General features: G+C 76.3%; 22 protein-coding genes. 8 read left to right on the plus strand and 14 right to left on the minus strand.

Annotation, left to right across the window (positions count from 1 at the left end; all coding sequences use genetic code 11):
• Positions 1-452: 452 nt before the first annotated feature.
• The 7 genes from ACI78S_RS09425 to ACI78S_RS09455 all read left to right on the plus strand — a co-directional run bounded on the left by ACI78S_RS09425 (position 453) and on the right by ACI78S_RS09455 (position 6,655).
• Positions 453-1,280, plus strand: coding sequence for an alpha/beta fold hydrolase (locus ACI78S_RS09425; RefSeq protein WP_456972504.1), 828 nt, complete (start codon positions 453-455; stop codon positions 1,278-1,280).
• A 283-nt stretch (positions 1,281-1,563) separates the two neighbouring features.
• Positions 1,564-2,013: an iron chaperone gene (locus ACI78S_RS09430; RefSeq protein WP_456972506.1), complete on the plus strand. Its 450-nt coding sequence runs from the start codon at positions 1,564-1,566 to the stop codon at positions 2,011-2,013.
• Positions 2,014-2,729: 716 nt separating this feature from the next.
• A complete protein-coding gene (locus ACI78S_RS09435; protein ID WP_456972508.1) occupies positions 2,730-2,894 on the plus strand; it encodes a hypothetical protein in 165 nt (54 codons plus the stop codon).
• An 83-nt stretch (positions 2,895-2,977) separates the two neighbouring features.
• Positions 2,978-3,313 carry a TraR/DksA family transcriptional regulator gene (locus ACI78S_RS09440; RefSeq protein WP_456972510.1) on the plus strand — a complete coding sequence of 112 codons (336 nt, stop codon included), beginning with the start codon at positions 2,978-2,980 and terminating at the stop codon, positions 3,311-3,313.
• Positions 3,314-3,478: 165 nt separating this feature from the next.
• A complete protein-coding gene (locus tag ACI78S_RS09445; RefSeq protein ID WP_456972512.1) occupies positions 3,479-4,765 on the plus strand; it encodes an NAD(P)/FAD-dependent oxidoreductase in 1,287 nt (428 codons plus the stop codon).
• Positions 4,766-4,793: 28 nt separating this feature from the next.
• Positions 4,794-5,261: an STAS domain-containing protein gene (locus ACI78S_RS09450; protein ID WP_456972514.1), complete on the plus strand. Its 468-nt coding sequence runs from the start codon at positions 4,794-4,796 to the stop codon at positions 5,259-5,261.
• Positions 5,258-6,655: a DUF2254 domain-containing protein gene (locus tag ACI78S_RS09455; protein ID WP_456972516.1), complete on the plus strand. Its 1,398-nt coding sequence runs from the start codon at positions 5,258-5,260 to the stop codon at positions 6,653-6,655. The genes ACI78S_RS09450 and ACI78S_RS09455 overlap by 4 nt, the downstream gene beginning before the upstream one ends.
• Positions 6,656-6,671: 16 nt before the next feature.
• Here ACI78S_RS09455 and ACI78S_RS09460 read toward each other — a convergent pair whose 3' ends face one another.
• On the minus strand, positions 6,672-7,013 hold the full coding sequence (locus tag ACI78S_RS09460; RefSeq protein ID WP_456972518.1) for a hypothetical protein: 342 nt from the start codon (positions 7,011-7,013) through the stop codon (positions 6,672-6,674).
• Positions 7,014-7,190: 177 nt separating this feature from the next.
• On the opposite strand from ACI78S_RS09460, the gene ACI78S_RS09465 reads away from it, so the two are divergent.
• Positions 7,191-8,414: a PucR family transcriptional regulator gene (locus tag ACI78S_RS09465; protein WP_456972520.1), complete on the plus strand. Its 1,224-nt coding sequence runs from the start codon at positions 7,191-7,193 to the stop codon at positions 8,412-8,414.
• A gap of 28 nt (positions 8,415-8,442) precedes the next feature.
• Here the strand turns inward: ACI78S_RS09465 and chrA are convergent, their stop codons facing one another.
• From chrA to ACI78S_RS09530, 13 genes are all read right to left on the minus strand, one after another.
• Positions 8,443-9,873, minus strand: a complete 1,431-nt coding sequence (gene chrA, locus ACI78S_RS09470) for a chromate efflux transporter (RefSeq protein WP_456972522.1) — start codon at positions 9,871-9,873, stop codon at positions 8,443-8,445.
• Positions 9,874-9,920: 47 nt separating this feature from the next.
• Entirely contained in the window at positions 9,921-10,352 is a 432-nt protein-coding gene (locus tag ACI78S_RS09475) for a chromate resistance protein ChrB domain-containing protein (RefSeq protein ID WP_456972524.1), read from the minus strand.
• Complete coding sequence (locus ACI78S_RS09480) at positions 10,349-10,852, minus strand: Chromate resistance protein ChrB (protein WP_456972526.1); 504 nt, start codon at positions 10,850-10,852, stop codon at positions 10,349-10,351. Before ACI78S_RS09480 ends, ACI78S_RS09475 begins: the two co-directional genes overlap by 4 nt.
• A gap of 40 nt (positions 10,853-10,892) precedes the next feature.
• On the minus strand, positions 10,893-11,393 hold the full coding sequence (locus ACI78S_RS09485) for an NADPH-dependent FMN reductase (protein WP_456972528.1): 501 nt from the start codon (positions 11,391-11,393) through the stop codon (positions 10,893-10,895).
• A gap of 5 nt (positions 11,394-11,398) precedes the next feature.
• Complete coding sequence (locus ACI78S_RS09490) at positions 11,399-11,917, minus strand: FAD-dependent oxidoreductase (RefSeq protein ID WP_456972530.1); 519 nt, start codon at positions 11,915-11,917, stop codon at positions 11,399-11,401.
• Positions 11,914-12,429: a flavin reductase family protein gene (locus ACI78S_RS09495; protein WP_456972532.1), complete on the minus strand. Its 516-nt coding sequence runs from the start codon at positions 12,427-12,429 to the stop codon at positions 11,914-11,916. Before ACI78S_RS09495 ends, ACI78S_RS09490 begins: the two co-directional genes overlap by 4 nt.
• On the minus strand, positions 12,419-13,168 hold the full coding sequence (locus ACI78S_RS09500) for a hypothetical protein (protein ID WP_456972533.1): 750 nt from the start codon (positions 13,166-13,168) through the stop codon (positions 12,419-12,421). Before ACI78S_RS09500 ends, ACI78S_RS09495 begins: the two co-directional genes overlap by 11 nt.
• The gene (locus ACI78S_RS09505) at positions 13,165-14,190 is read right to left on the minus strand and encodes an LLM class flavin-dependent oxidoreductase (RefSeq protein ID WP_456972535.1); all 1,026 of its coding nucleotides are present in this window, start codon (positions 14,188-14,190) and stop codon (positions 13,165-13,167) included. Before ACI78S_RS09505 ends, ACI78S_RS09500 begins: the two co-directional genes overlap by 4 nt.
• 80 nt (positions 14,191-14,270) lie before the next feature.
• The gene (locus ACI78S_RS09510; RefSeq protein ID WP_456972537.1) at positions 14,271-15,104 is read right to left on the minus strand and encodes an ABC transporter ATP-binding protein; all 834 of its coding nucleotides are present in this window, start codon (positions 15,102-15,104) and stop codon (positions 14,271-14,273) included.
• Entirely contained in the window at positions 15,094-15,978 is an 885-nt protein-coding gene (locus tag ACI78S_RS09515) for an ABC transporter ATP-binding protein (protein ID WP_456972539.1), read from the minus strand. The genes ACI78S_RS09510 and ACI78S_RS09515 overlap by 11 nt, the downstream gene beginning before the upstream one ends.
• Entirely contained in the window at positions 15,975-16,868 is an 894-nt protein-coding gene (locus tag ACI78S_RS09520; RefSeq protein ID WP_456972541.1) for an ABC transporter permease, read from the minus strand. The genes ACI78S_RS09515 and ACI78S_RS09520 overlap by 4 nt, the downstream gene beginning before the upstream one ends.
• On the minus strand, positions 16,868-17,860 hold the full coding sequence (locus ACI78S_RS09525) for an ABC transporter permease (protein WP_456972543.1): 993 nt from the start codon (positions 17,858-17,860) through the stop codon (positions 16,868-16,870). The genes ACI78S_RS09520 and ACI78S_RS09525 overlap by 1 nt, the downstream gene beginning before the upstream one ends.
• A 2-nt stretch (positions 17,861-17,862) precedes the next feature.
• On the minus strand, positions 17,863-19,410 hold the full coding sequence (locus ACI78S_RS09530) for an ABC transporter substrate-binding protein (RefSeq protein ID WP_456972545.1): 1,548 nt from the start codon (positions 19,408-19,410) through the stop codon (positions 17,863-17,865).
• Between the last annotated feature and the right edge of the window lie 8 nt (positions 19,411-19,418).

A 19,418-nucleotide genomic window follows, 5' to 3' on the forward strand; every position in this document is an offset into this window, starting at 1 on the left:
TACGCCGACTGTGTGACGCAACTCGACGCCGGGCACTGGGCGCGGCGTGTGATCGACCGTACTCGCTTTCCGGGTTCGCCGGTTCCGGATCGCCGGTGCTTGCTGAGCAGTGTCTTCTGCGGGTGTCCCTAAAGCCGCCCTCAGGGACACTCGAGAGCCCCTTCGGCAGGAGTGGCTAAGCCTTTTGTGGTTGCAGTGTGGTTGCAGTTGGCGGTGTTCGCGTCAGTGCGCGGCCGTTCGCCGGTGTGCGACCAAGCACGTCAAGCGGCATAGGGAACGGCAGCGAACCACCGCGAACGCGATCATGACGGCCTGGCAGTGTGGGGGTCAGGGGTTCGAGTCCCCTCAGCTCCACCGCGATGACCAGGCCGTTCTCCTCCGGGAGGGCGGCCTGAGTCGTCTCCGACCGGTGTCGGTGATCGGCAGCAGGTCGCCCCGTCTACCGTGCCTCCGTGCTGGACGCGCACGAGCGATTCGTGGCCTCCGGGCCGCTGCGGATCTGGACCGAGCGGGTCGGGGATCCTGGGCTTCCTGCCGTCCTGATGGTCATGGGGTCTGCTGCTCAGGCTGTCCTGTGTCCTGACGCGCTGGTCGGTCGGCTCGTCGAGCGCGGGGTCCAGGTGATCCGGTTCGATCACCGCGACACCGGTCGCTCCAGCGTCGTCGACTTCGACGCGCACCCGTACACGATCGGGGACATGGCCCGCGACTGCCTGGCCGTGCTGGACGGCCACGGACTGGGCGCCGCTCACGTGGCCGGGACGTCGTTGGGCGGCATGATCGCGCAGTGGCTGGGTGTGCACGCGCCGGACCGGGTCCGCTCGTTGACGGTGATCTCCAGCTCGCCGATGGGTCATGATCCGCGGCCGGCGTGGGCACGGGCGCTGGCCGGGGAGCCGGCCGACCCGGATGACCTGCCGCCACCGTCGCCGGCGTTCCTCGCGCACCAGGCCGCGGGCCTGCCGCCGGGCGTGGAGTCCGACGTGGCCCTGTTCCGGGTCTTCAACGGGCCGGTGCGGCCGTTCGACGAGCCGGCCGCCCGGTCGATGCTCGAGCTGGCGCTGTCGCGGCCACCGACCCCGGGGCAGCGGCCGACCACGCCCGGGCCGTGTGGCTGGACGCCCCTGACCTGCTCGCCCCGCTGTCGTCGATCACCGCGCCGACCTCGGTCGTGCACGGCGATCAGGACCCGGTCTACCCGCTCGACCACGGCCGGGCCCTGGCTGCCGCGATCCCGGGCGCGGTACTGCACGTCGTGCCCGGGATGGGCCACGTCCTGACGTCACCCGGCCTGCCCGAGGAGGTCGCCGACCGGATCCGGCTGTGACCCGCCTCGCGGGACGTGCCCCGGGGGTCGGCGGACGCGGCGCCTCCCGGAACGCCCTGCCGGAGCGGTGCGGCCGCGCGCCCGGGTGCGTCCACGGGGGGATCGGTGGGGCCGGTGTCACACACGCCGGCCGGGACGTGTCAACCCATCGAGGAGCACGTCGCTCCGTCGACACGGTCAGCGCAGGCCTTACCGGACTCCGGGGACGAGGCCGCCGGCGAAGGGAGAGCAGCAGCATGTCCACCCACACCAGCACGAGGACGACCGACGGCTTCAGCGCTGCGGAACGGGCCGCCATGAAGCAGCGGGCGGAGGAGCTGCGCGCCGAGGGCCGGAGCGGCGCGAAGAAGGCCGAGGGGTTGCAGGCCCTGCTCGACAGCATCGCGAGGATGGATCCGGCTGACCGCGCGCTCGCCGAGCGGGTCCACGTCACGGTGACCGCCTGCGCCCCCGACCTGGCGCCCAGGACCTGGTACGGCATGCCGGCCTACGCGAACCCGGAGGGCAAGGTCGTCCTCGCGTTCAAGAACGCCGGCAAGTTCGGTCAGCGCTACTCGACCCTGGAGTTCCAGGACTCGGCCCACCTCGACGACGGCGACGTGTGGCCCGTGGGGTTCGCGCTCGTCACGTGGACCCCCGAGGTGCAGGACAAGGTCGCTGCCCTCGTGCGGGCCGCCGTGTCCTGAGTGCCGCCCGGGCCGGAAGGCGCCCGGCTGGTCGACCCGCTCTCGGCCCGGCCCGCGCGGTGACGCTCAGCCAGGCGTTGCGGAGCGGTCTCGTCGGGCGACGTCCTCGTACGGGAGTCAGGGGTCGAGTTCCCTCGGCCCACCTCGATGACCAGGCCGTCCTCCTCGAGGAGGACGGCCTGAGTCGTATCCGATGAGAAGCGGGGAGGGCGCCGGCGTCTGGCCGTCCTCGAGCGGTCCGTCTGCGGCGCCGCACGGATCGAGCTGTGACGCGACGCGGCGCTGACGTGCACGTCAGCCCGACCAGCGGGGAGGCGGCCGGCTCGAGGAGCGCGCTGGGCACCCCGGGGGAGCGATGACGATCCCGTCTCCGGCGCCCGAGACGGAGGAGCGGCTGCTGGAGCTGCTGCGGCAGCAGCACCGCCCGGACTGGCCCCGGGCGGGCTCACCAGGGCCGCGCTCCGGTCGGCTCCCGCAGCGAGTTCTGCGATCTCGGGGCTTTCCGGCGCTCGAACGGCCCGAGACCGCAGATGTCATCGCGGAGCGCGGGGGAGCGGCCGGCGGGGGCGAGGCGGTGCGGGGACCGCTGGCCGTTGCCGGTCGTCGGCAACGTGGCGGGGCGTCGGTTCACCGGTCGCCGCCCTTTCCGGCCCTCCGTTCGGCGGGCATGGTCAGGTCACGGGTTCGGAGGTCCTGCGGCGAAGGAGGTGACCGGCATGCGGGTGCACGCGTCGATCGCGACCGGCGCCGCCGGTCCTCGCGTGCCCGGCCTCCCGCAGTCGGCGGTCACCGGCGGGGAGCTGCTCGCCCCGGCGACGAGCCTGCACGGCCTCGACGTGCTGCGACGGAGTCAGGACCGGGCGCCACCGGGAGTGCGCTGACCCCGCGGTCGTCCCAGCCCCCACTCCCAGGCGCGTCCCACCGATCGGTGGGCGCGCCTTCCGCTTCTCCGACAGGAGGCACCATGTCCCTCACCACGAGCACCCCGGCCGCGACCGCCGCGGCTCCCACGACGACCTGGGACCCGTTCCGGGTCCTGCTCGCCGACCAGCGCGCCGACTGTGTGCGGCAGCGCGAGCTCGCCCTGGCCGAGACGGCCACGTCCCTGCCCGACCCGGTCGCGATGAGCCGCGCGGCCAGCCTGCAGCGCACCATCGAGGAGATCGACGCCGCGCTCCAGCGCATCGCCGACGGCTCCTACGGCGTGTGCACGCACTGCCGCGGCGGGATCCCCGTCGAGCGCCTGGAGTTCCGGCCGTACGCCGCCACCTGCGTCGCCTGCAGCGAGCCGGTGCGCTGACCGGCCCGCACCGGCGCCGCGTCCGCCGCGGCGCCCCGTCCCCAGTTCTCCGTCTCCCGGACGCCCACCGGTCCGCCCTCCCGGCCTGACCGGCGCCGGCGCGCACCTGTGCGCCGGGCGTCCGGTCGACCCGTCCCGTCGCACCGTCGACGGAGAGGAGCGGGCATGCCCTCCGATCCTTCGTCCCGGCACGGCCCCGTGTTCGTCGCCGGCTCACCCCGCCAGGTCGCCGTGGTCGGCGCCGGCATGGTCGGCCTGTCGTGCGCCTGGTTCCTGCAGGAGGCCGGCGTGCAGGTCACCGTCTACGACCGCGACCGCATCGCCGCCGGCGCCTCGTGGGGCAACGCCGGCTGGCTCACCCCCGCGCTGACCGCGCCGCTGCCGGAGCCGGCGGTGCTGCGCTACAGGTTGCGCGCGGTGCTCAGCCCGCGGTCGCCGGTCTACCTGCCGCTGCGCGCCGACACCACCCTGCTGCGCTTCCTCGCCGGGTTCGTCCGGCACAGCACCGCGCGGGCGTGGCGGCGCGGCATGGCCGCGTACGTGCCGCTGAACGAGCGGGCGCTGGAGGCCTTCGACGTGCTGGCCGCCGGCGGAGTGATGGCGCCCACCCGCCGCGCCGAGACGTTCCTGGCCTGCTTCCGCACCGAGCGCGAGGCCGAGCACCTGTGCGCCGAGCTCGAGCGCATCCGCGACGCCGGGCAGAAGGCCGGCTTCCACCCGGTCACCGGCTGGCGGGTGCGGGCGGTGGAGCCGACGCTGACCGACCGGGTGGGCGCCGCGGTGCAGATCCACGGCCAGCGGTACCTGCACCCGCCCGAGTTCGTCACCAGCCTGGCGTTCGCCGTGCAGGCGCGCGGTGGCGAGATCGTGCAGGGCGCGGCGGTCGCCGACGTGCACCTGCGCGACGCCGGCGTCACGGTCGTCACCGCCGCCGGTGAGCGGCTGCGCCACGACGCCGTCGTCCTGGCCACCGGCGCGGAGCTGGGGCGGCTGGCGCGGCGGTTCGGCGTGCGCCGGCCGGTGCAGGCCGGCCGCGGCTACAGCTTCAGCGTGCCCGCGGAGCGGATGCCCCGCGGCCCGCTGTACTTCCCGACCCAGCGGGTGGCCTGCACGCCGCTGGGGGAGCGGCTGCGGGTGGCCGGGATGATGGAGTTCCGCCGCCCCGGTGACCCGCTCGACCCGCGCCGCGTCGCCGCCGTCGTCGACGCCGTCCGCCCCTTCCTGGCCGGGGTGGACGTCGACGACCGGCGCAGCGAGTGGGTCGGCTCCCGCCCGTGCACCCCCGACGGGCTGCCGCTGCTCGGCGCCACCGCCTCCCCGCGGGTGTTCGTCGCCGGCGGCCACGGCATGTGGGGCATCGCGCTCGGTCCGATCACCGGGCAGCTCGTCGCCCAGGCCGTGCTCAAGGGCGAGGCCCCGCCCGAGCTGGCCCCGTTCGACCCCCTGCGCTGACCCCACGGCTGCTGGAAGGAGCGTCCCCGTGCTGCCCACCCCCGCCCCCCGGTCCACCCTCGAGCCCGGTGACCTGCTGTCGGTCACGACCGTTCCCGGTCCCCACCCCGGCCGCGCGGTCGTCGAGGTCGTCGGCGAGGTCGACGCCTGCACCGCGCCGGTGCTGGAGGCCTGCCTGCGCACGCACGCGACCCGCCCCGGCGTGCGCGAGCTCGTCGTCCACCTGCAGCGGGTCGGCTTCCTCGGCGCCGCCGGGGTCGGCGTCCTGGCCCGGACCGACCGCCGGTGCCGGGCGCGCGGCGCCCGCCTGGTCGTGCGCACCGGTGGTCGTCGCGCCGTCCTGCGTCCGCTGGAGCTGACCGGCCTCACCGGGACCGTCGCCGTCGACCCCGCCGACGGCGAGCGGTCGCGGCCGTGCGGCCCGCGCCCGGGTCGGCGCCCGCGGACGGCGCCGCACCGGCCCCCGGCGCGGCGGGCCCGGCGGGTCGGCCGGTGAGGGCAGCCGGCCGTCCGCCGCTGCCGATGCGCGCCGCGGCCGCGGCCTACCGGTTCCGGGAGAGCCTGTTCGCGCTGCCGGCGGTGCTGGTCCTCGGCAGCATCGGGCTGGCCGGGATCGCCACCGCGGCCGACCGGGCCACCGGCGGGCACGCCGTACCGCTCACCCTGTCGATGCGCAGCAGCACCGCCGCCTGGCTGCTGAGCACCGTCGCCGGGGCGACCATCACCACCGCCGGGGTCGTCTTCTCGCTGACCGTGGTCAGCCTGCAGCTGGCCAGCAGCCAGTTCTCCCCGCGCGTCATGCGCTCGTTCATCCGCGACCGGCTCAGCCAGCTCGTCATCGGCCTGCTCGTGGCGACGTTCGTCTACACCGTCCTGGTCCTGCGGACGGTCGACGCCGGCAGCGCGCGGACGGCGCCCCGGATCTCGCTGACCGTCGCCGTCGTGCTCACCGTGGTGACCGTGCTGCTGATCGTGGCGCACCTCGACCACCTGGCGCACGGCCTGCAGGTGGGCCGCGTCGTCGAGCGCATCGGGGACGAGGGCCGGCAGGTGCTCGCCGCCACCGCGGCCGCCACCGCCGCCGAGCGGCCCGGGGTGCCGCGCCGCCCGTCGCCGGGCGAGCCGGTGCTCGTCGTGCCGGCGCCGCGCGACGGCTGGGTCACCCAGGCGCCCGCCGACCGGCTCCTGGCGGCCGTGCCCCCGGGCACCACCGTGCGCCTGGAGACGCGCATCGGCGCCTACCTCCACGCCGGCGAGCCCCTGGTCACCGTCTGGCCCGCGCCGCAGGACCGGGGGGCCGCCGAGCGGCGCCTGTCGGCGACGGTGCTCGTCGCCGACACCCACACCATGCAGAGCGACGTCGACTTCGCCCTGCGGCAGCTGGTCGACGTCGGCCTGCGCGCGCTCAGCGCGGCGGTCAACGATCCCACCACCGCCGTCGAGGTCACCCTGCGCGTCGGGAGCCTGCTGCGCCGGCTGCTCACCGCCGACCCCGCGCCCGACGTCGTCGCCGGGCACGGCCAGCGGCTCCTCCTGCGGCCCTGGCAGCTGTCGGCCGAGGAGTACGTCGCCCACGGGTTCGACCAGCTCCGGCAGGCCGCGCCCGCCCAGCCGCAGGTCGCCGCCGCGCTGCTGCGCGTGCTGCGCATGCTCGTCGGTCACGTCCGGGCCGCCGGCCGGCCCGAGCACGTGCCCGCGCTGCGCCGTCAGATCGAGCTGCTGCTCGACGCCGTGCGCGGCGCGCCGGGGCTGCACCCGGCCGACCTGGCCCGGCTGGAGGCGATCGCCACCGACGCCGACCCGGCCGACCACGGCACCCGCTGGACGTCCACGCCGGCCGGTGCCGGGCGTCGGCAACCGCGGCGTGCGGCGGAGGTGCCGCGCCGCTGAGCCGCGGCCGCCGCCCTCACCGGCCGTCGGGTCCGTGCTCCCGCCGGTCTCCCGCCGGGCGGCGGTGCGTCGACAGCCCGCGGTGGACCTCGCCGAGGACCGACCAGGTCGTGCCCGCCCCCAGGTCGCCGAGCCGCGGCCAGACGCGCCACAGCGCCCAGCCGAGAGCGGTGACGACGCCGATCGCGAGGCCGGCGGGTGGCGCGCCGAAGAGGGTCAGCGCGATCGGTCCCCAGGCGCAGGCGACCACCGGTGCGGGCAGGCGGGTCCGGTGCCGGGACGCCCGGTGCCCGGTTCGCGGCGCCGGGCGGGGAGGCTCCTCCGCCTCCTCGGCCCAGAACCGCTCGACGTCGTCCACACCCGCTGCTCGTGATCGCTGAGCACGCCCGACCTCCTCCTCGTCGCCCCCGACCATCCCGCCCTCGGGGCCGCCCCGCCACGGCCCGCGCCGGTCGGATGGGGCAGGCTGTCCTTGCCGGTCGTCGGCAACGGACCGACGGGCCGGTCGTCGACCAGCAGCGGAGGAGGACCGCACGTGTCCCGCAGCGCGGACGGACGGCGCCCCGACCCCGGCGCGCCGGTGCCGGAGGACTGGCTGGCGGCGGTGGGGGCCTCGGCGGCGGCCGCCAGCCGCGCCCCGGCCGACCTGCTGGGCGGGTACCTGCCGCTGCTCGCCGACGCCGCCATCCACGGCCGCCGTCCCGACGCGTGGGAGCTCGACGCGGTGCGGGAGCTGGGCCGGCGGGCGGCCGCCGAAGGCGTCGGGGCCCGCCGGGCGGTCGACCTCTACCTGTCGGCGGCCTGGCGGCTGTGGCGGCAGCTGCCGGTCGTCGCGCGCTCCGCCGACCCGGAGAAGGTGCGCCGCGCCGCGGAGGCCGTGCTGCGGGTGCTCGACGACGCGGTCGGTGTCCTGGTCGAGGGTCACCAGTCCGAGCGGCGGGACATGGTCCGCCGCGAGGAGACGCTGCGCGCGGAGTTCGTCGACGACCTGCTGCGCGGCGACGCCGACGTCTCGGCGATGGTCGAGCGCGCCGCGCTGTTCGGCATCGACCTGGGCAAGCCGCACCACGTGGCGCTGGTGGCCCCGCGGGACGCCGACTGCGACGTGGCCCGCGCCGCCACCCTGCTGGAGCGCGCCGTGGTGGACCGGTACGGCGACCGCGAGGTGCTGGTCGCCACCAAGGACGGCCGCGTGGTCGTGCTCGTGCCCAGCGCGGCCACGCCCGCCGGCGCCGCGGCGCGGGGGCGCGACACCGGCGACCTGCTGCGCCAGGACCTGGGGCGGCTGCGGATCGCCGGCCGCTGGCGGGTGGCCGCCGGGCGCGCGTTCCCCGGGGCGTACGGGGTAGCGAGGTCCTACGAGGAGTGCCGGGAGAGCCTCGGCTTCGCCGACCGGCTGGACCTCGACGACGACGTCGTCCACGCCCGCGACCTGCTGGTGTACCGGGTGCTCGGCCGCGACCAGGCCGCGATCGCCGACCTGGTCCGCGACCTGCTGGGTCCGCTGGCGCAGGTCCGGGGCGGCCCGCAGGTGCTGCTGGAGACGCTCCACGCGTACTTCGACGCCGGCGACGTCGCCACCGAGGCCGCCCGCCGGCTGCACGTCTCGGTGCGCACCGTCACCTACCGGCTGGCCCGGGTGGCGCAGCTGACCGGCCACAGCGTGGCCCGGCCCGACCAGCGGTTCTCGCTGCAGGCCGCCGTGCTCGGCGCGCGGCTGCTCGACTGGCCCGCACGGCCGCTGCCCGCCGAGGGGTGACCGCCGGGCCGGCCCCGGCGGTGCGGCGTCAGCCGAGGGGCAGGCCGGCCAGCCCGGCGGCCAGGCCGAGGACGGCGCAGACGCCGAGGGTGCGCAGCACCGACCACCGGACGCGGAACAGCAGGACCGCGGCCACCAGCGCGATGGCCAGGGGCACCCACCGCAGGGTGGTGGGGTCGGGCAGCTCGAGCGCCAGCGGCCCGCCGTCGACGGCGACGGTGTCGGAGAAGAGCGTGTGGACGGCGAAGTAGACGCCGAGGTTGGCGATGACCCCCACGACGGCGGCGGTGATGCCGGTGAGCGCCGCCGACAGCGACCGGTTGCCGCGCAGCCGCTCCATGTACGGGGCGCCGAGCAGGACGAACAGGAAGCTCGGCACGAAGGTCACCCAGGTGACCAGCAGCGAGGCGAGCACGGCGGCGACCCACGGGTCGAGGTCGCCGGGGGCGCGGTAGGCGCCCAGGAACGCGACGAACTGCACGACCATGATCAGCGGCCCGGGGGTGGTCTCGGCCAGCGCGAGGCCACGGACCATCTCGCGCGGACCCAACCAGCCGTAGACCTCGACGGCCTGCTGGGCGACGTAGGCCAGCACCGCGTACGCGCCGCCGAAGGTGACCACCGCGGCGCCGGAGAAGAACAGGCCCTGCTGGGTGAAGACGCTGCCCGCGCCGGTGAGCAGGGCGAACGCCGCGACGGGCGCTCCCCAGACGAGCAGCCCGACCAGCAGCACCCGCAGGGTGCGGCGGGCGGTGGGGGCCTCGTGGTGCAGGACGTCGTCGGAGATCACCGGCGGCGGGCCGGCGTCGGGGCCGTCGGCGGCCGCCTTGCGGGGCAGCGCGGAGGGTCGCCAGCGCCCCAGGGCCCAGCCGCCGAGCCCGGCGAGGGCGACCACGATCGGGAACGGCACGCCGAACAGCGCCAGCGCGAGGAACGAGACGACCGCGACGGCCACCAGGGCCCGGCTGTCCAGCGCCTTCCTCGCCACGCGGATGACGGCCTGGACGACGATGGCCAGCACCGCGGCGGCGAGCCCGGTGAACAGCGAGGTGATCGCGGTGGTGGACCCGAACCCGACGTAGACCGCCGAGAGGACGAGCAGCGCGAGCACGCCGGGGAGGACGAACAGGCCGCCGGCGACCAGGCCGCCGCGGGTGCCGTGCAGCAACCAGCCGACGTAGGTGGCCAGCTGCTGGGCCTCCGGGCCGGGCAGCAGCGTGCAGTAGTTCAGCGCGTGCAGGAACCGGCGCTGGCCGATCCACCGCTTCTCGTCGACCAGCGTGCGCTGCATGACCGCGATCTGGCCCGCCGGGCCGCCGAACGTCTGCAGCGAGATCAGGAACCAGGCCCGCACGGCCGTCCGGAACGGGACGACGGCCGCCGTCGTCTGCGGCTCCCGCGCCGGCTCCGGGGTCGGCGGTCCGGCGTCCTGCTCGGGGGAGGAGGTGTCGCGGGTCACGGGCGTCGTGCTCCTCGATCGGGGGCGGGCGGCGGGTCGGTGCCGGGTCAGGCGGGCTCGCGGCCGAGCAGCAGGCGGCGGCGGTGGTACTCGTAGAGGCCGTCGAAGACCGGTCCGGAGACCGCGAGGGTGCGCTCGTCGTCCCCGGTCATCGACAGCCCGCGGAGCACCACGTCGAGCCCGGGCGCCTCCGGGGCGTCGAAGCGCTCGTCGTCGAGGTCGGCCTCGTGGACGATCTCGGCGATCCGCCACAGCACCGGGTCGGTGAGGTCGTGGTGCCGCAGGATCGTCTCGAACGAGCAGTCGCCGCCGTGGTGGCCCAGCTCGACGCCGCGCATGTCGAACGGCGTCGCGTCGGCCGGCACCTCGCTGCGGTCCGACACGAAGACGAACTCGGCCTCCGGGTCGAGGAACCGGCGGATCAGCCATGCGCAGGCCGCGCGGTCGATGTGCACCCCGGCGCGGGTCGCCCACCTCACGGCGCCGCCTCCGCCACCTCGTCCGCTCTGGTGGCGGCCGACGCGAGGTCGCGCAGCGCGGCGGCGGCCACCTCCCGCTCCGGCGGCGGGAAGAAGTCCCGGCGGTCGATCGCGCGCCACTCGCCGCGCAGCCGGCGCAGCGCCCGGGCGCGCTCCGCCGGGTCGGCGGTGGCGGCCTCCCGGCAGGCGGCGGCGAGGTCGCGGTACTCCTGCGCCCGCGCGGCGGCCATGCCCGCGGCCAGCTCGCGCTCCTGCGCCGAGGTGGCCGGCCGCGCCACCCACAGCCCCGCGGTGCCGCGCGCGGCCAGGACGTCGTCGGCCAGCCACTCCAGCGCCTCGCGCGTGCGGGCATCGGCGGGCAGCGCCACCACGCCGTCGGCGAGCTGCGCCACGCCCAGCCGCTTGAGCCGCCGCCACAGCGTCGTCCGCGGGCCGGACGGTTCCCGCGGCAACCGGTAGGACAGCAGCACCCACTCACCGAGGGCGGACGACGGGCTCACGGGTTGATGCAACCACGGTTGCACCGCCCCGTCCAGCGGCTCACGGCCGCGGCGCGGTGCGGGCCGCGGCGACCTGCGCGGCGGCCGCGGCGAGCCAGGGCTCGAGCGCCGCCGGGTCGTCCCAGCGCTTGTCCAGCAGGTACAGGCCCCTCGTCGGCGTGGTGGCGCCCAGCTCGACCAGGACCGGCTTGAGCGACAGCTCGGGTGCGAGCGCGTGCGCCGGCCCGCCGCCCAGCATCAGCGGGACGGCGACGACGCCGGCCAGCTCGCCGGTGCCGATCTGGTCGAGGAACAGCTTCAGCAACCCGGTGTAGGTGGCCTTGAACGTGGGGCTGGCGACCACCGCCACGTCAGCGGCCTTCAGCGCCGCCACGGCGTCCTCGACCGCCGGGTCGTTCCACGTCAGCAGGCCGGCGCCGAGGTCGACGACGTCGACGACGCGGTCGGGCGGTGCGCCGGTCAGGCGCTCGACCACCAGCTCGGCGGCCGAGCGGGTGCGGGAGTGCGGCTTGGGGTTGCCGACGACGGCGATCGTGCTCACGTTCCTCACCAGGTCCCGGTCGGTTCGAGCAGGGGCGCGCCGACGTCGGCCAGCGCGAGGTCGGCGACCAGGCGGCCGAGCGCCGCCGGGGTCGCGCCCTCGGCCCGGCTCAGCCCGGCGGCGACGACCACGGGGCCGACCCGGTGCAGGACGACGCCCCCGGAGGCCAGGCGGACGGCGCCGCCGAGGAGGCCGGCGCTCCACCGGCCCGCCGCGACGACCGCCGCGCGGGCCCGCACCGCCGCGCCCGCCGCGGAGCGGACCAGCACGCCGTCCCCGGGCGTGCGCTCGACGGCCAGCACCTCCCGGTGGTGGCGGACCACGGCGCCGAGCGTCCCGGCGTCGGCCTGCAGGGGCGCCACGGCCGCGTCGGTGGCCCGCGCGCCCGGGGGGCCCAGCCGCTCGAGCAGCACCACGCCGACCCCGCGGCGGGCGAGCTCCCGGGCCGTGGCCGAGCCGGTGACCCCGCCGCCGACCACGACCACGTCGGTCGACCGGGGTGTGCCCAGACCCGGCGCGCTCACGAGCCGGCCACCGGCTCGAGCACGGGGGCCGCCCGGTGGGTGCCGAAGGTGCGGGCGTGGTAGGTCAGCGGCGGGCCGTCCGCGGCCGCCGCCCGCACGACGTCCCCGAGGACGACGACGTGGTCCCCGCCGTCCACCAGCTGCGCGACCGTGCACGCGAGCCAGCCGGGGCTGCCGGTCAGCCGGGGCGCGCCCGTGTCGGTCACCCACCGCGCGCCGGCGAACCGGTCGGGGCCCTTGCGGGCGAACGCGGCGGCCAGGTCGGCCTGGCCGGCGCCGAGCACGTTCACGCCGAACGGGCGCCCGACCGCGAGCCGGGCGAGCAGCTCCGAGCCGCGGTCGAGGGCCACCAGCAGCATCGGCGGCGCCATCGACAGCGAGGCGAACGCGCTGACGGTGGTGCCGTGCGGCCGGCCGTGCCGCAGCACGGTCACCACCGACACCGGCGTGCAGACGCCCGCCATCACCTCGCGGAACGCGGCGGCGACGGGGTGCCGCGGCTCACCAGGCACTGGTCACCACCGCGAGCTGCGGGGTCGGGGCAGGGGTGGCGCGCAGGGCCTCCAGGAACGTGACCACCTCGGCGGCCACCGAGCGGTGCTGCAGGTCGTTGAGGACGTCGTGGTGCGCGCCCCGCACCACGGTGAGCCGCGCCCGGGGGCGGGCCTTCGCCGCGCCGGCCAGCGCCTCGTGGTCGGCCAGCGGGTCGGCGTCGCCCACCAGCAGCAGCTGCGGGACGGCGGCGGTGCTGCCGTACGCGAGGTCCAGCAGCCCGGCGGGGAGGGGGGCGCGCAGGCCGGCGCGCCGGTCCGCGGCCCCGTCGGCGAGGACGGCGCGGTGCACGGGGCAGTGCGTGCGCGCGTCCAGCTCGTCGTCCCACCCGCCCGCGGCGAGCGGGTCGTGGCCGGGCAGGCCCGCCAGGACCAGCCCGTCGGGCCACCAGGTCGCGTCCGGCGCCGGCCGGGCGGTGACGGCGGCCAGCGCCACGGCGCCGGCGTCGGCGCCGACCAGCACCAGCGGCCGGACGGCGTCCGGCCCAACCACGGCCGAGAGCCACTCGGCCAGGCGGGGCAGGTCGGCGGGGCCGTCGAGCGCCGGCGGCTCGGCCACGCGGACGGCGTAGGCGTCGGCCGCGAGGCGGCTCCCGAGGCGCCGGTAGGCCGAGCGGCCCTCGCCGCGCCCGGGCACGACCACGACGGTGCCGCGGACGCGCAGGCCCTCGGGGGTGGGGAAGTCCAGGTGCTCGGTCACGAGGCGGCTCCTGCCAGGCGGCGGTCGGGCGCGGGCTGCCAGCCCAGCGCGGGCGCGATCTCGGTGGCGATCAGCTCCAGGGCGCGGATCGCGGCGTCGTGGTCGGGGACGGCCGGGTTGAACTGGGTGATCAGGTCGGTGGCGACCGGCAGCACCCGCTCCCGCTGCAGCCCGGCGACGATCTCGTCGGGGTGGCCGTAGAAGGCGTGGAACCGGCGCAGGTAGCCCTCGGTGCCCAGGCCCGCGGGGAACGCGCCGCGGGCGACGAAGGGCTGCGCGGCGCGCAGCACGTCGGGGCCGATCTGCGCCAGCGCCGTGCGCCGGTCGGCGGCCGGGAACACGAACCGGGACAGCCCGATCCGGGACGCCCGCGGCCGCGTCCAGGCGGCGAGGAACTCGTCGGCCCAGGGGCGCTGGACCTCGTCGGTGGGCGCGTCGTGGCCGTAGGCGGCGCGGTTGAGCAGGAGGTTCGACCCCGCCCGCGCCGCGTGGACCGCGCCGGGCGCGCTGAACACGCCCTGCCAGACGCGGTCGGCGAAGCCGGTCGCCGGCGGCTGGACCCGGAACCCGGCGGTGCCCACCTCCTCGCCCGCCAGGGCCGCGCGGAGCACCGCCAGTCCCTCGGTGGTGAGCTCCCGCTTGCGCGCGACGTCGCGGCCGAAGGCGGCGTACTCCAGCTCGCTGCCGCCGCTGCCGACGCCGAGCTCCACCCGGCCGCCGCTGAGGGTGTCGACGACGGCGACGTCCTCCGCCAGCCGCACGGGGTGCTCCAGCGGGAGGATCGTGATCGCCGTGCCCAGCCGGATCCGCCGGGTGCGGGCCGCGGCGTGCGCGAGGAACGGCCACGGCGACGGCAGGCCGCCGCCACCGCCGGGGGCGTGGTGCTGGGCCACCCAGCCGACGTCGAAGCCGAGCTCGTCGGCGACGACGAACAGGTCCTGGGCGTTGCGGTAGGTGGTCGCGGCGTCGTCCCGGCCCTGGACGTGGGTGAGGAAGCCGAGCCGGAATCGCGGCGCGGTCACGACTCGGCCCCGGCGGCGGCGAGCGCGAGCCCGCAGGGCCGCAGCGCGAGGGAGAGCTGCTTCGGGGTCATGGGTTCCTCTCAGGCGTCGAGCAGGGCACGCAGGGCCACCCGCTCGTCGCGGTCCGCAGTGCGCGAGCGCAGGGTCGGCGCCGAGCTGACGAGCAGGCGGGTGTAGGGGTGGGTGGGGTTGCCGACGACGTCGCGGGCCGGGCCGACCTCGACCAGCTCGCCCCGGTACAGGACCGCGATCCGGTCCGCGACCCCGGCGACGGAGCCGAGATCGTGGGAGATGAAGACGAGCGCGACGCCCGAGTCGCGCAGCTCCTCGAGGATGCCGAGGACCTGCACGCGGGTGGCCGAGTCCAGGGCGCTGACCGGCTCGTCGAGGATGACCAGCTCCGGCTCGGTGATCAGGGCCCGGGCGACGGCGACCCGCTGCCGCTGGCCGCCGGAGAGCTCACCGGGCAGCCGGGCCAGCAGCTCCTCGTCCAGCCGCACGCGGGTGAGGTAGGTGCGCGCCCTGGCGACGGCGTCGGCGCGGCCGACGCCGCGGACGAGCAGCGGCTCGACGAGCGACTCCTCGACGGTGAGGTCGGGGTCGAGGCTGCGCAGCGGGTCCTGGAAGACGTACTGGACGACGCCGCGGCGGCGCAGCGCCCGCCACTGCCGTGCCGAGCACCCCGTCACCTCCTCGCCGCCGACCACGATCCGGCCGCCGGAGGCGCGCACCAGCCCGAGCACCGCGCGGGCGAGGGTGGACTTGCCGGAGCCGGTCTCGCCGATGAGGCCCAGCGTCTCGCCGCGGGTGACGGTCAGCGAGACGCCGTGCAGCACCTGGCGCCGCCCCGTGCGCGGCCCGAGGTGCACCGCGAGATCGCTGACCTCGAGGACGGGCGTGGGGTCAGCCGGCACGGGTCGCCTCCGGGCGGGGGGTGAGGAACCGCTCGAGCCCGTACTGCTCGTGCTCGGCGACGAGCAGCTGCGTGTACTCGTGCTGCGGGTCGTGCAGGACCGCCGCGGTCGGCCCCTGCTCGACGACGGCGCCCCGGCGCAGCACCAGGACCTCGTCGCAGAGCTGGGCCACGACGGCGAGGTCGTGGGAGACGAGGACGAGGGAGAGCCCGGTGCGGTTGCGCAGGTCGGCCAGCAGGTCGAGGACCTCGGCCTGCACCGTGACGTCGAGCGCCGTGGTGGCCTCGTCGGCGATGAGCACCTGCGGGTCCGCGGCGACGGCCGCGGCGATGAGGACCCGCTGCAGCATGCCGCCGGAGAGCTCGAACGCGTACTGGTCGTAGACCAGCTCGGGGTCGCGCAGCTGCACGGCGGCGAACAGCTCGACGGCCCGGGCGCGGGCCTCGCGCCGCCGCAGGCCCTTCTTGACGCGGACGACCTCGGCCACCTGCGGGCCCACCCGGATCGACGGGTTGAGGTAGGAGGCCGGGTCCTGGAAGACGGCGCTGATCGTCGACCCGCGCAGCTCGGTCCACCGCGCCGGGGTCAGGCCGGCGACGTCCTCCCCGGCGATCTCGATCGAGCCGCCCGAGACCGCGAAGTGCTCCGGCAGGATGCCGAGCGCGGCGCGGCAGGTGAGCGTCTTCCCGCTGCCGGACTCGCCGACGATGCCCACCACCCGGCCGGGCGGGAGCGAGAAGCTCACGCCGTGCACGATCTCCCGGTCGCCCACCTGGTCGCGGATCCGCAGGTCGCGGACCGCCAGCACCGGGGCGGGCGGGGTGGGGGCGGACGGGGTCGCGGGCGCGGCGGGGCTCTCGGAGAGCGTCGTCATCGGGCACCACCTCCGGCGGGGACGGGTCCGGACGGGGCGGCGCGGGAGGCGCGGGCCCGGCGGGCGTTCAGCAGCGCCCGGCCGGCCTCGCCGGAGACGTCGCGGATGGCGTCGGCGAGCACGTTGCAGGCCCAGACCGTGGCCATGATCAGCAGCGCGGGCGCCACCGGCGCCCACGGCGCGAAGTTCAGGTAGCCCAGGTCGGAGGCGAGCAGGCCGCCCCACGTCGGCTGCGGCGGCTGCACGCCGATGCCGAGGAAGGTCAGGCTGGAGACGACGACGAAGCCGACGCCGATCGTCTGCGCGAGCGACACCGCGATCGGCGGCAGCACCTTGACCCACACGTGCCGGCGCGCGATCCAGCCGAGCGACGCGCCCGAGATCAGGGCCGCCTCGACGTACTGCGACCGCGCCACGGCCAGCGTCGCCGCCCGGGCCACCCGGTAGAACAGCGGCGAGACCAGCACGCCGACGGTGAGCATCGCCTGCGTGAGGCCGTTGCCCAGCAGCGCGGTCACCGCGACGGCGAACAGCAGGAACGGCAGGGCCACCAGGGTGTCGGCCAGCCGCAGCGTCGCCCACTCGAAGACCCGGCCCAGGTACACCGAGAGGATGCCGGGGACGGCGCCGACCGCCAGGGCCACCAGGGCGACCTCGACCGACCCCACGACGCTGTCCCGGGAGCCGTCGAGCAGCCGGCTGAGCACGTCCCGGCCGAGGTAGTCCGTCCCGAGCCAGTGCTGCCAGGACGGGCCGGCCAGGGTGTCCGCGCTCGCCGCGAGCGGGTCCTGCGGGGCGATCCACGGGCCGGCCAGGGCCAGGAACGCGATGACCACCAGGATGCCCAGCGCGATCCGGGCCGACGGCAGGGAGAGGACGCGGCGGACCATCAGACCCCCCGTTGCGAGGCCGGGGTGACCCGGGCCAGGACGACGTTGACGACCAGGTTGAAGACGACGACCAGCACGATCGAGACGACGAGCACCCCCTGCACCGCGGGCACGTCACCGGCCTGCGCCGAGTCGTTGGCGAACCGGCCGAAGCCCTGCAGGCCGAAGATCCACTCGGTCACGACCGAGCCGCCGATCAGCGCGGGGAACTTCAGGCCCAGCACCGCGAGCGCCGGACCGGCGCCGTTGCGCAGCACGTGCCGGAGGAAGACCCGCCGCGGCCCCAGGCCGCGGACGACCGCGCCGGTCACGTAGTTCTCGCGGTAGGCGGCGACCAGGCCGCTGCGCAGCTGGCGGGCGACGTCGGCGACGACGTCGAAGCTCAGCGCCAGGGCCGGCAGGGTGATGTGCGCCAGCCACGGGCCCAGGCCGGCGCTCGCGGGGACGTAGCCGGCGGAGGGGAACCAGCCCAGCCCGACGGCGAGGAACGTGACCAGCACGATCCCGACGACGAACGCGGGCATCACCGAGACGACGGTGGTGAAGCCGGTGATCGCCCGGTCGACCCACGTGGTCCGGCGCAGCGCCGCGAGCGTGCCCAGCAGGAAGCCGAGCACCACGCCGATCACCAGCGCGAACGTGGCGATCGACAGGCTGATCGCCAGGCCCTCGGCGATCAGCAGGGAGATGTCCGCGCCGTTGGACCAGCTGGTGCCCAGGTCGCCGTGGAGCACGCCCTCGAACCACGTCCAGTACTGGGCGAGGAACGGCCGGTCGAGGCCCCACTGCGCCTCGACCCGCGCGATCGCCTCGGGGGTGGCGCTCTCGCCGAGCTGGATGCGGGCCGGGCTCAGCCCGGACAGCGCCCGCAGCGCGAACGTGACGAACGTCGCCACGAGGAAGACGGGGACGAAGATCGCCACCGAGCGGCCGAGGGTGGCCAGGGTGCGGCCGGCGGCCCGCCGCACCCTGGTCCCCGCGGTGGAGGTCACCGTCAGCCGCCGATCGTCACGCCGGTCCACTCGACGTGGCCGGGGTTGCCGGGCAGGTCGGAGATGTCCGGGCTCTTGGCGAAGAGGTTCGGGTCCTCGTAGACGAACACCAGCGCCTGGCTCTGCAGCCCGACCCGGGTGGCGGCCTGGAGGTTCGCCTCGTACTCGGCCGACCCGATGGGCGTCTGCCGGACCGTCGCGACGGCCTCCTCGAAGCCCTCGGGCTCGTACGGCGTGCTGAGGTTCAGCGGGCCGTTCGGGCCGAAGTGGGCCGTGAGGGTCTGCACGGCGGAGTCGCGGCCGGTGGTGCCGTAGAGCGAGAAGGTCAGGTCCTTGGCGAAGAAGGGCGTGGACCAGTTCTTGTCGATCGTGATGTCCACCGTGATGCCGACGGCGGCCAGCTGCGACTGCACGATCTCCGCCATGGGGTTCTCCGACGGGATGACGAGGTCCAGCTCGATCTCGCCCGGCTCGTAGCCGGCCTCGGCCAGCAGCTGCTCGGCCTTGTCGGGGTCGTACGGGTAGAGGTCGGCCGACTCGGGGTCGTAGGCCGCGTAGCCCGGCGGGAACGGCTGGTTGGTCGCCTGGCCGTAGCCGAAGGTCAGCTTGTCCACGTACTCCTGGCGGTCGGTGGCGTACCGGACGGCGTCGACCACCCGCGGGTCGTCGAACGGTGCCTTGTTGATGTTCAGGCTGATGTTCGCGGCGTTGAAGCCCGGCTGCACGAAGACGTCGAGGCCCGCGGTCTCGGCCGCCTCGGCCTGGCTGGCGTCGATGTCGGCGAAGTTGTAGACGCCGGTCTGCAGGCCGGAGACGACGGTCGCGGCGTCCGGGGCGGAGACCACCTCGACGCGGTCGACGTGGATGTTGTCGGCGTCCCAGTAGTCCGGGTTCTTCTCCAGGACCACCTTCGTGCCGGGGATCAGCTCGGTGACCACGAACGGCCCGGCTCCGACCGGCTTCTGGTCGAGCGCGGCGACGTCCTCGGACGCCTGCGGGCTGGGGATCATCGCCACGCGCTGGCCGAGCAGGAGCGGGATCTGGTAGTCGACCTGGGTCAGGTGGACGACCACGTCGAGGTCCCCGTCGGCGGTGACCGACTCGATCGTGGTGAGGTCACCGAACAGCGCGGAGTTCTCCTGCGTCTTGGCCCGCTCGATGTAGGTCGTGACGGCCTCGGCGTCCACCGGCGCGCCGTCGCTGAAGGTCAGGCCCGGGCGGAGGTGGAAGGTCACCTCGTCCCCGGTGTCGTTGTAGTCCCAGCTCTCGGCGAGGCCGGGCACGGGGTCGCCGTTCTCGTCGATGTTGGTCAGGGACGCGTAGGCCAGGGCCAGGATGCGGAACTGGGCGCCGCTGCCGGCGACCACCGGGTCCCAGTGGGTCGGGAAGTACGAGGTGGCCCACTTCAGCTCGGCGGGGCCGCCGCCTCCGGAGCCGGCCGCGCCGCCCCCCGCGCAGGCGCCGAGGACCAGCGCGGCGGCGAGCAGCAGGGCGGCCCACAGGCCGGTGCCGGACCGGCGGCGGAGGGGCGTGGGGCGGGCGGGGGTCATCGTCGTCC

The sequence above is a fragment of the Geodermatophilus sp. SYSU D00815 genome (assembly GCF_054050035.1).

Coding starts and splice junctions, on each gene's coding strand:
- ACI78S_RS09430 (WP_456972506.1), top strand. CDS start 1,564: ATGTCCACCCACACCAGCACGAGGACGACCGACGGCTTCAGCGCTGCG.
- ACI78S_RS09435 (WP_456972508.1), top strand. CDS start 2,730: ATGCGGGTGCACGCGTCGATCGCGACCGGCGCCGCCGGTCCTCGCGTG.
- ACI78S_RS09440 (WP_456972510.1), top strand. CDS start 2,978: ATGTCCCTCACCACGAGCACCCCGGCCGCGACCGCCGCGGCTCCCACG.
- ACI78S_RS09445 (WP_456972512.1), top strand. CDS start 3,479: ATGCCCTCCGATCCTTCGTCCCGGCACGGCCCCGTGTTCGTCGCCGGC.
- ACI78S_RS09515 (WP_456972539.1), bottom strand. CDS start 15,978: ATGACGACGCTCTCCGAGAGCCCCGCCGCGCCCGCGACCCCGTCCGCC.
- ACI78S_RS09520 (WP_456972541.1), bottom strand. CDS start 16,868: ATGGTCCGCCGCGTCCTCTCCCTGCCGTCGGCCCGGATCGCGCTGGGC.
- ACI78S_RS09530 (WP_456972545.1), bottom strand. CDS start 19,410: ATGACCCCCGCCCGCCCCACGCCCCTCCGCCGCCGGTCCGGCACCGGC.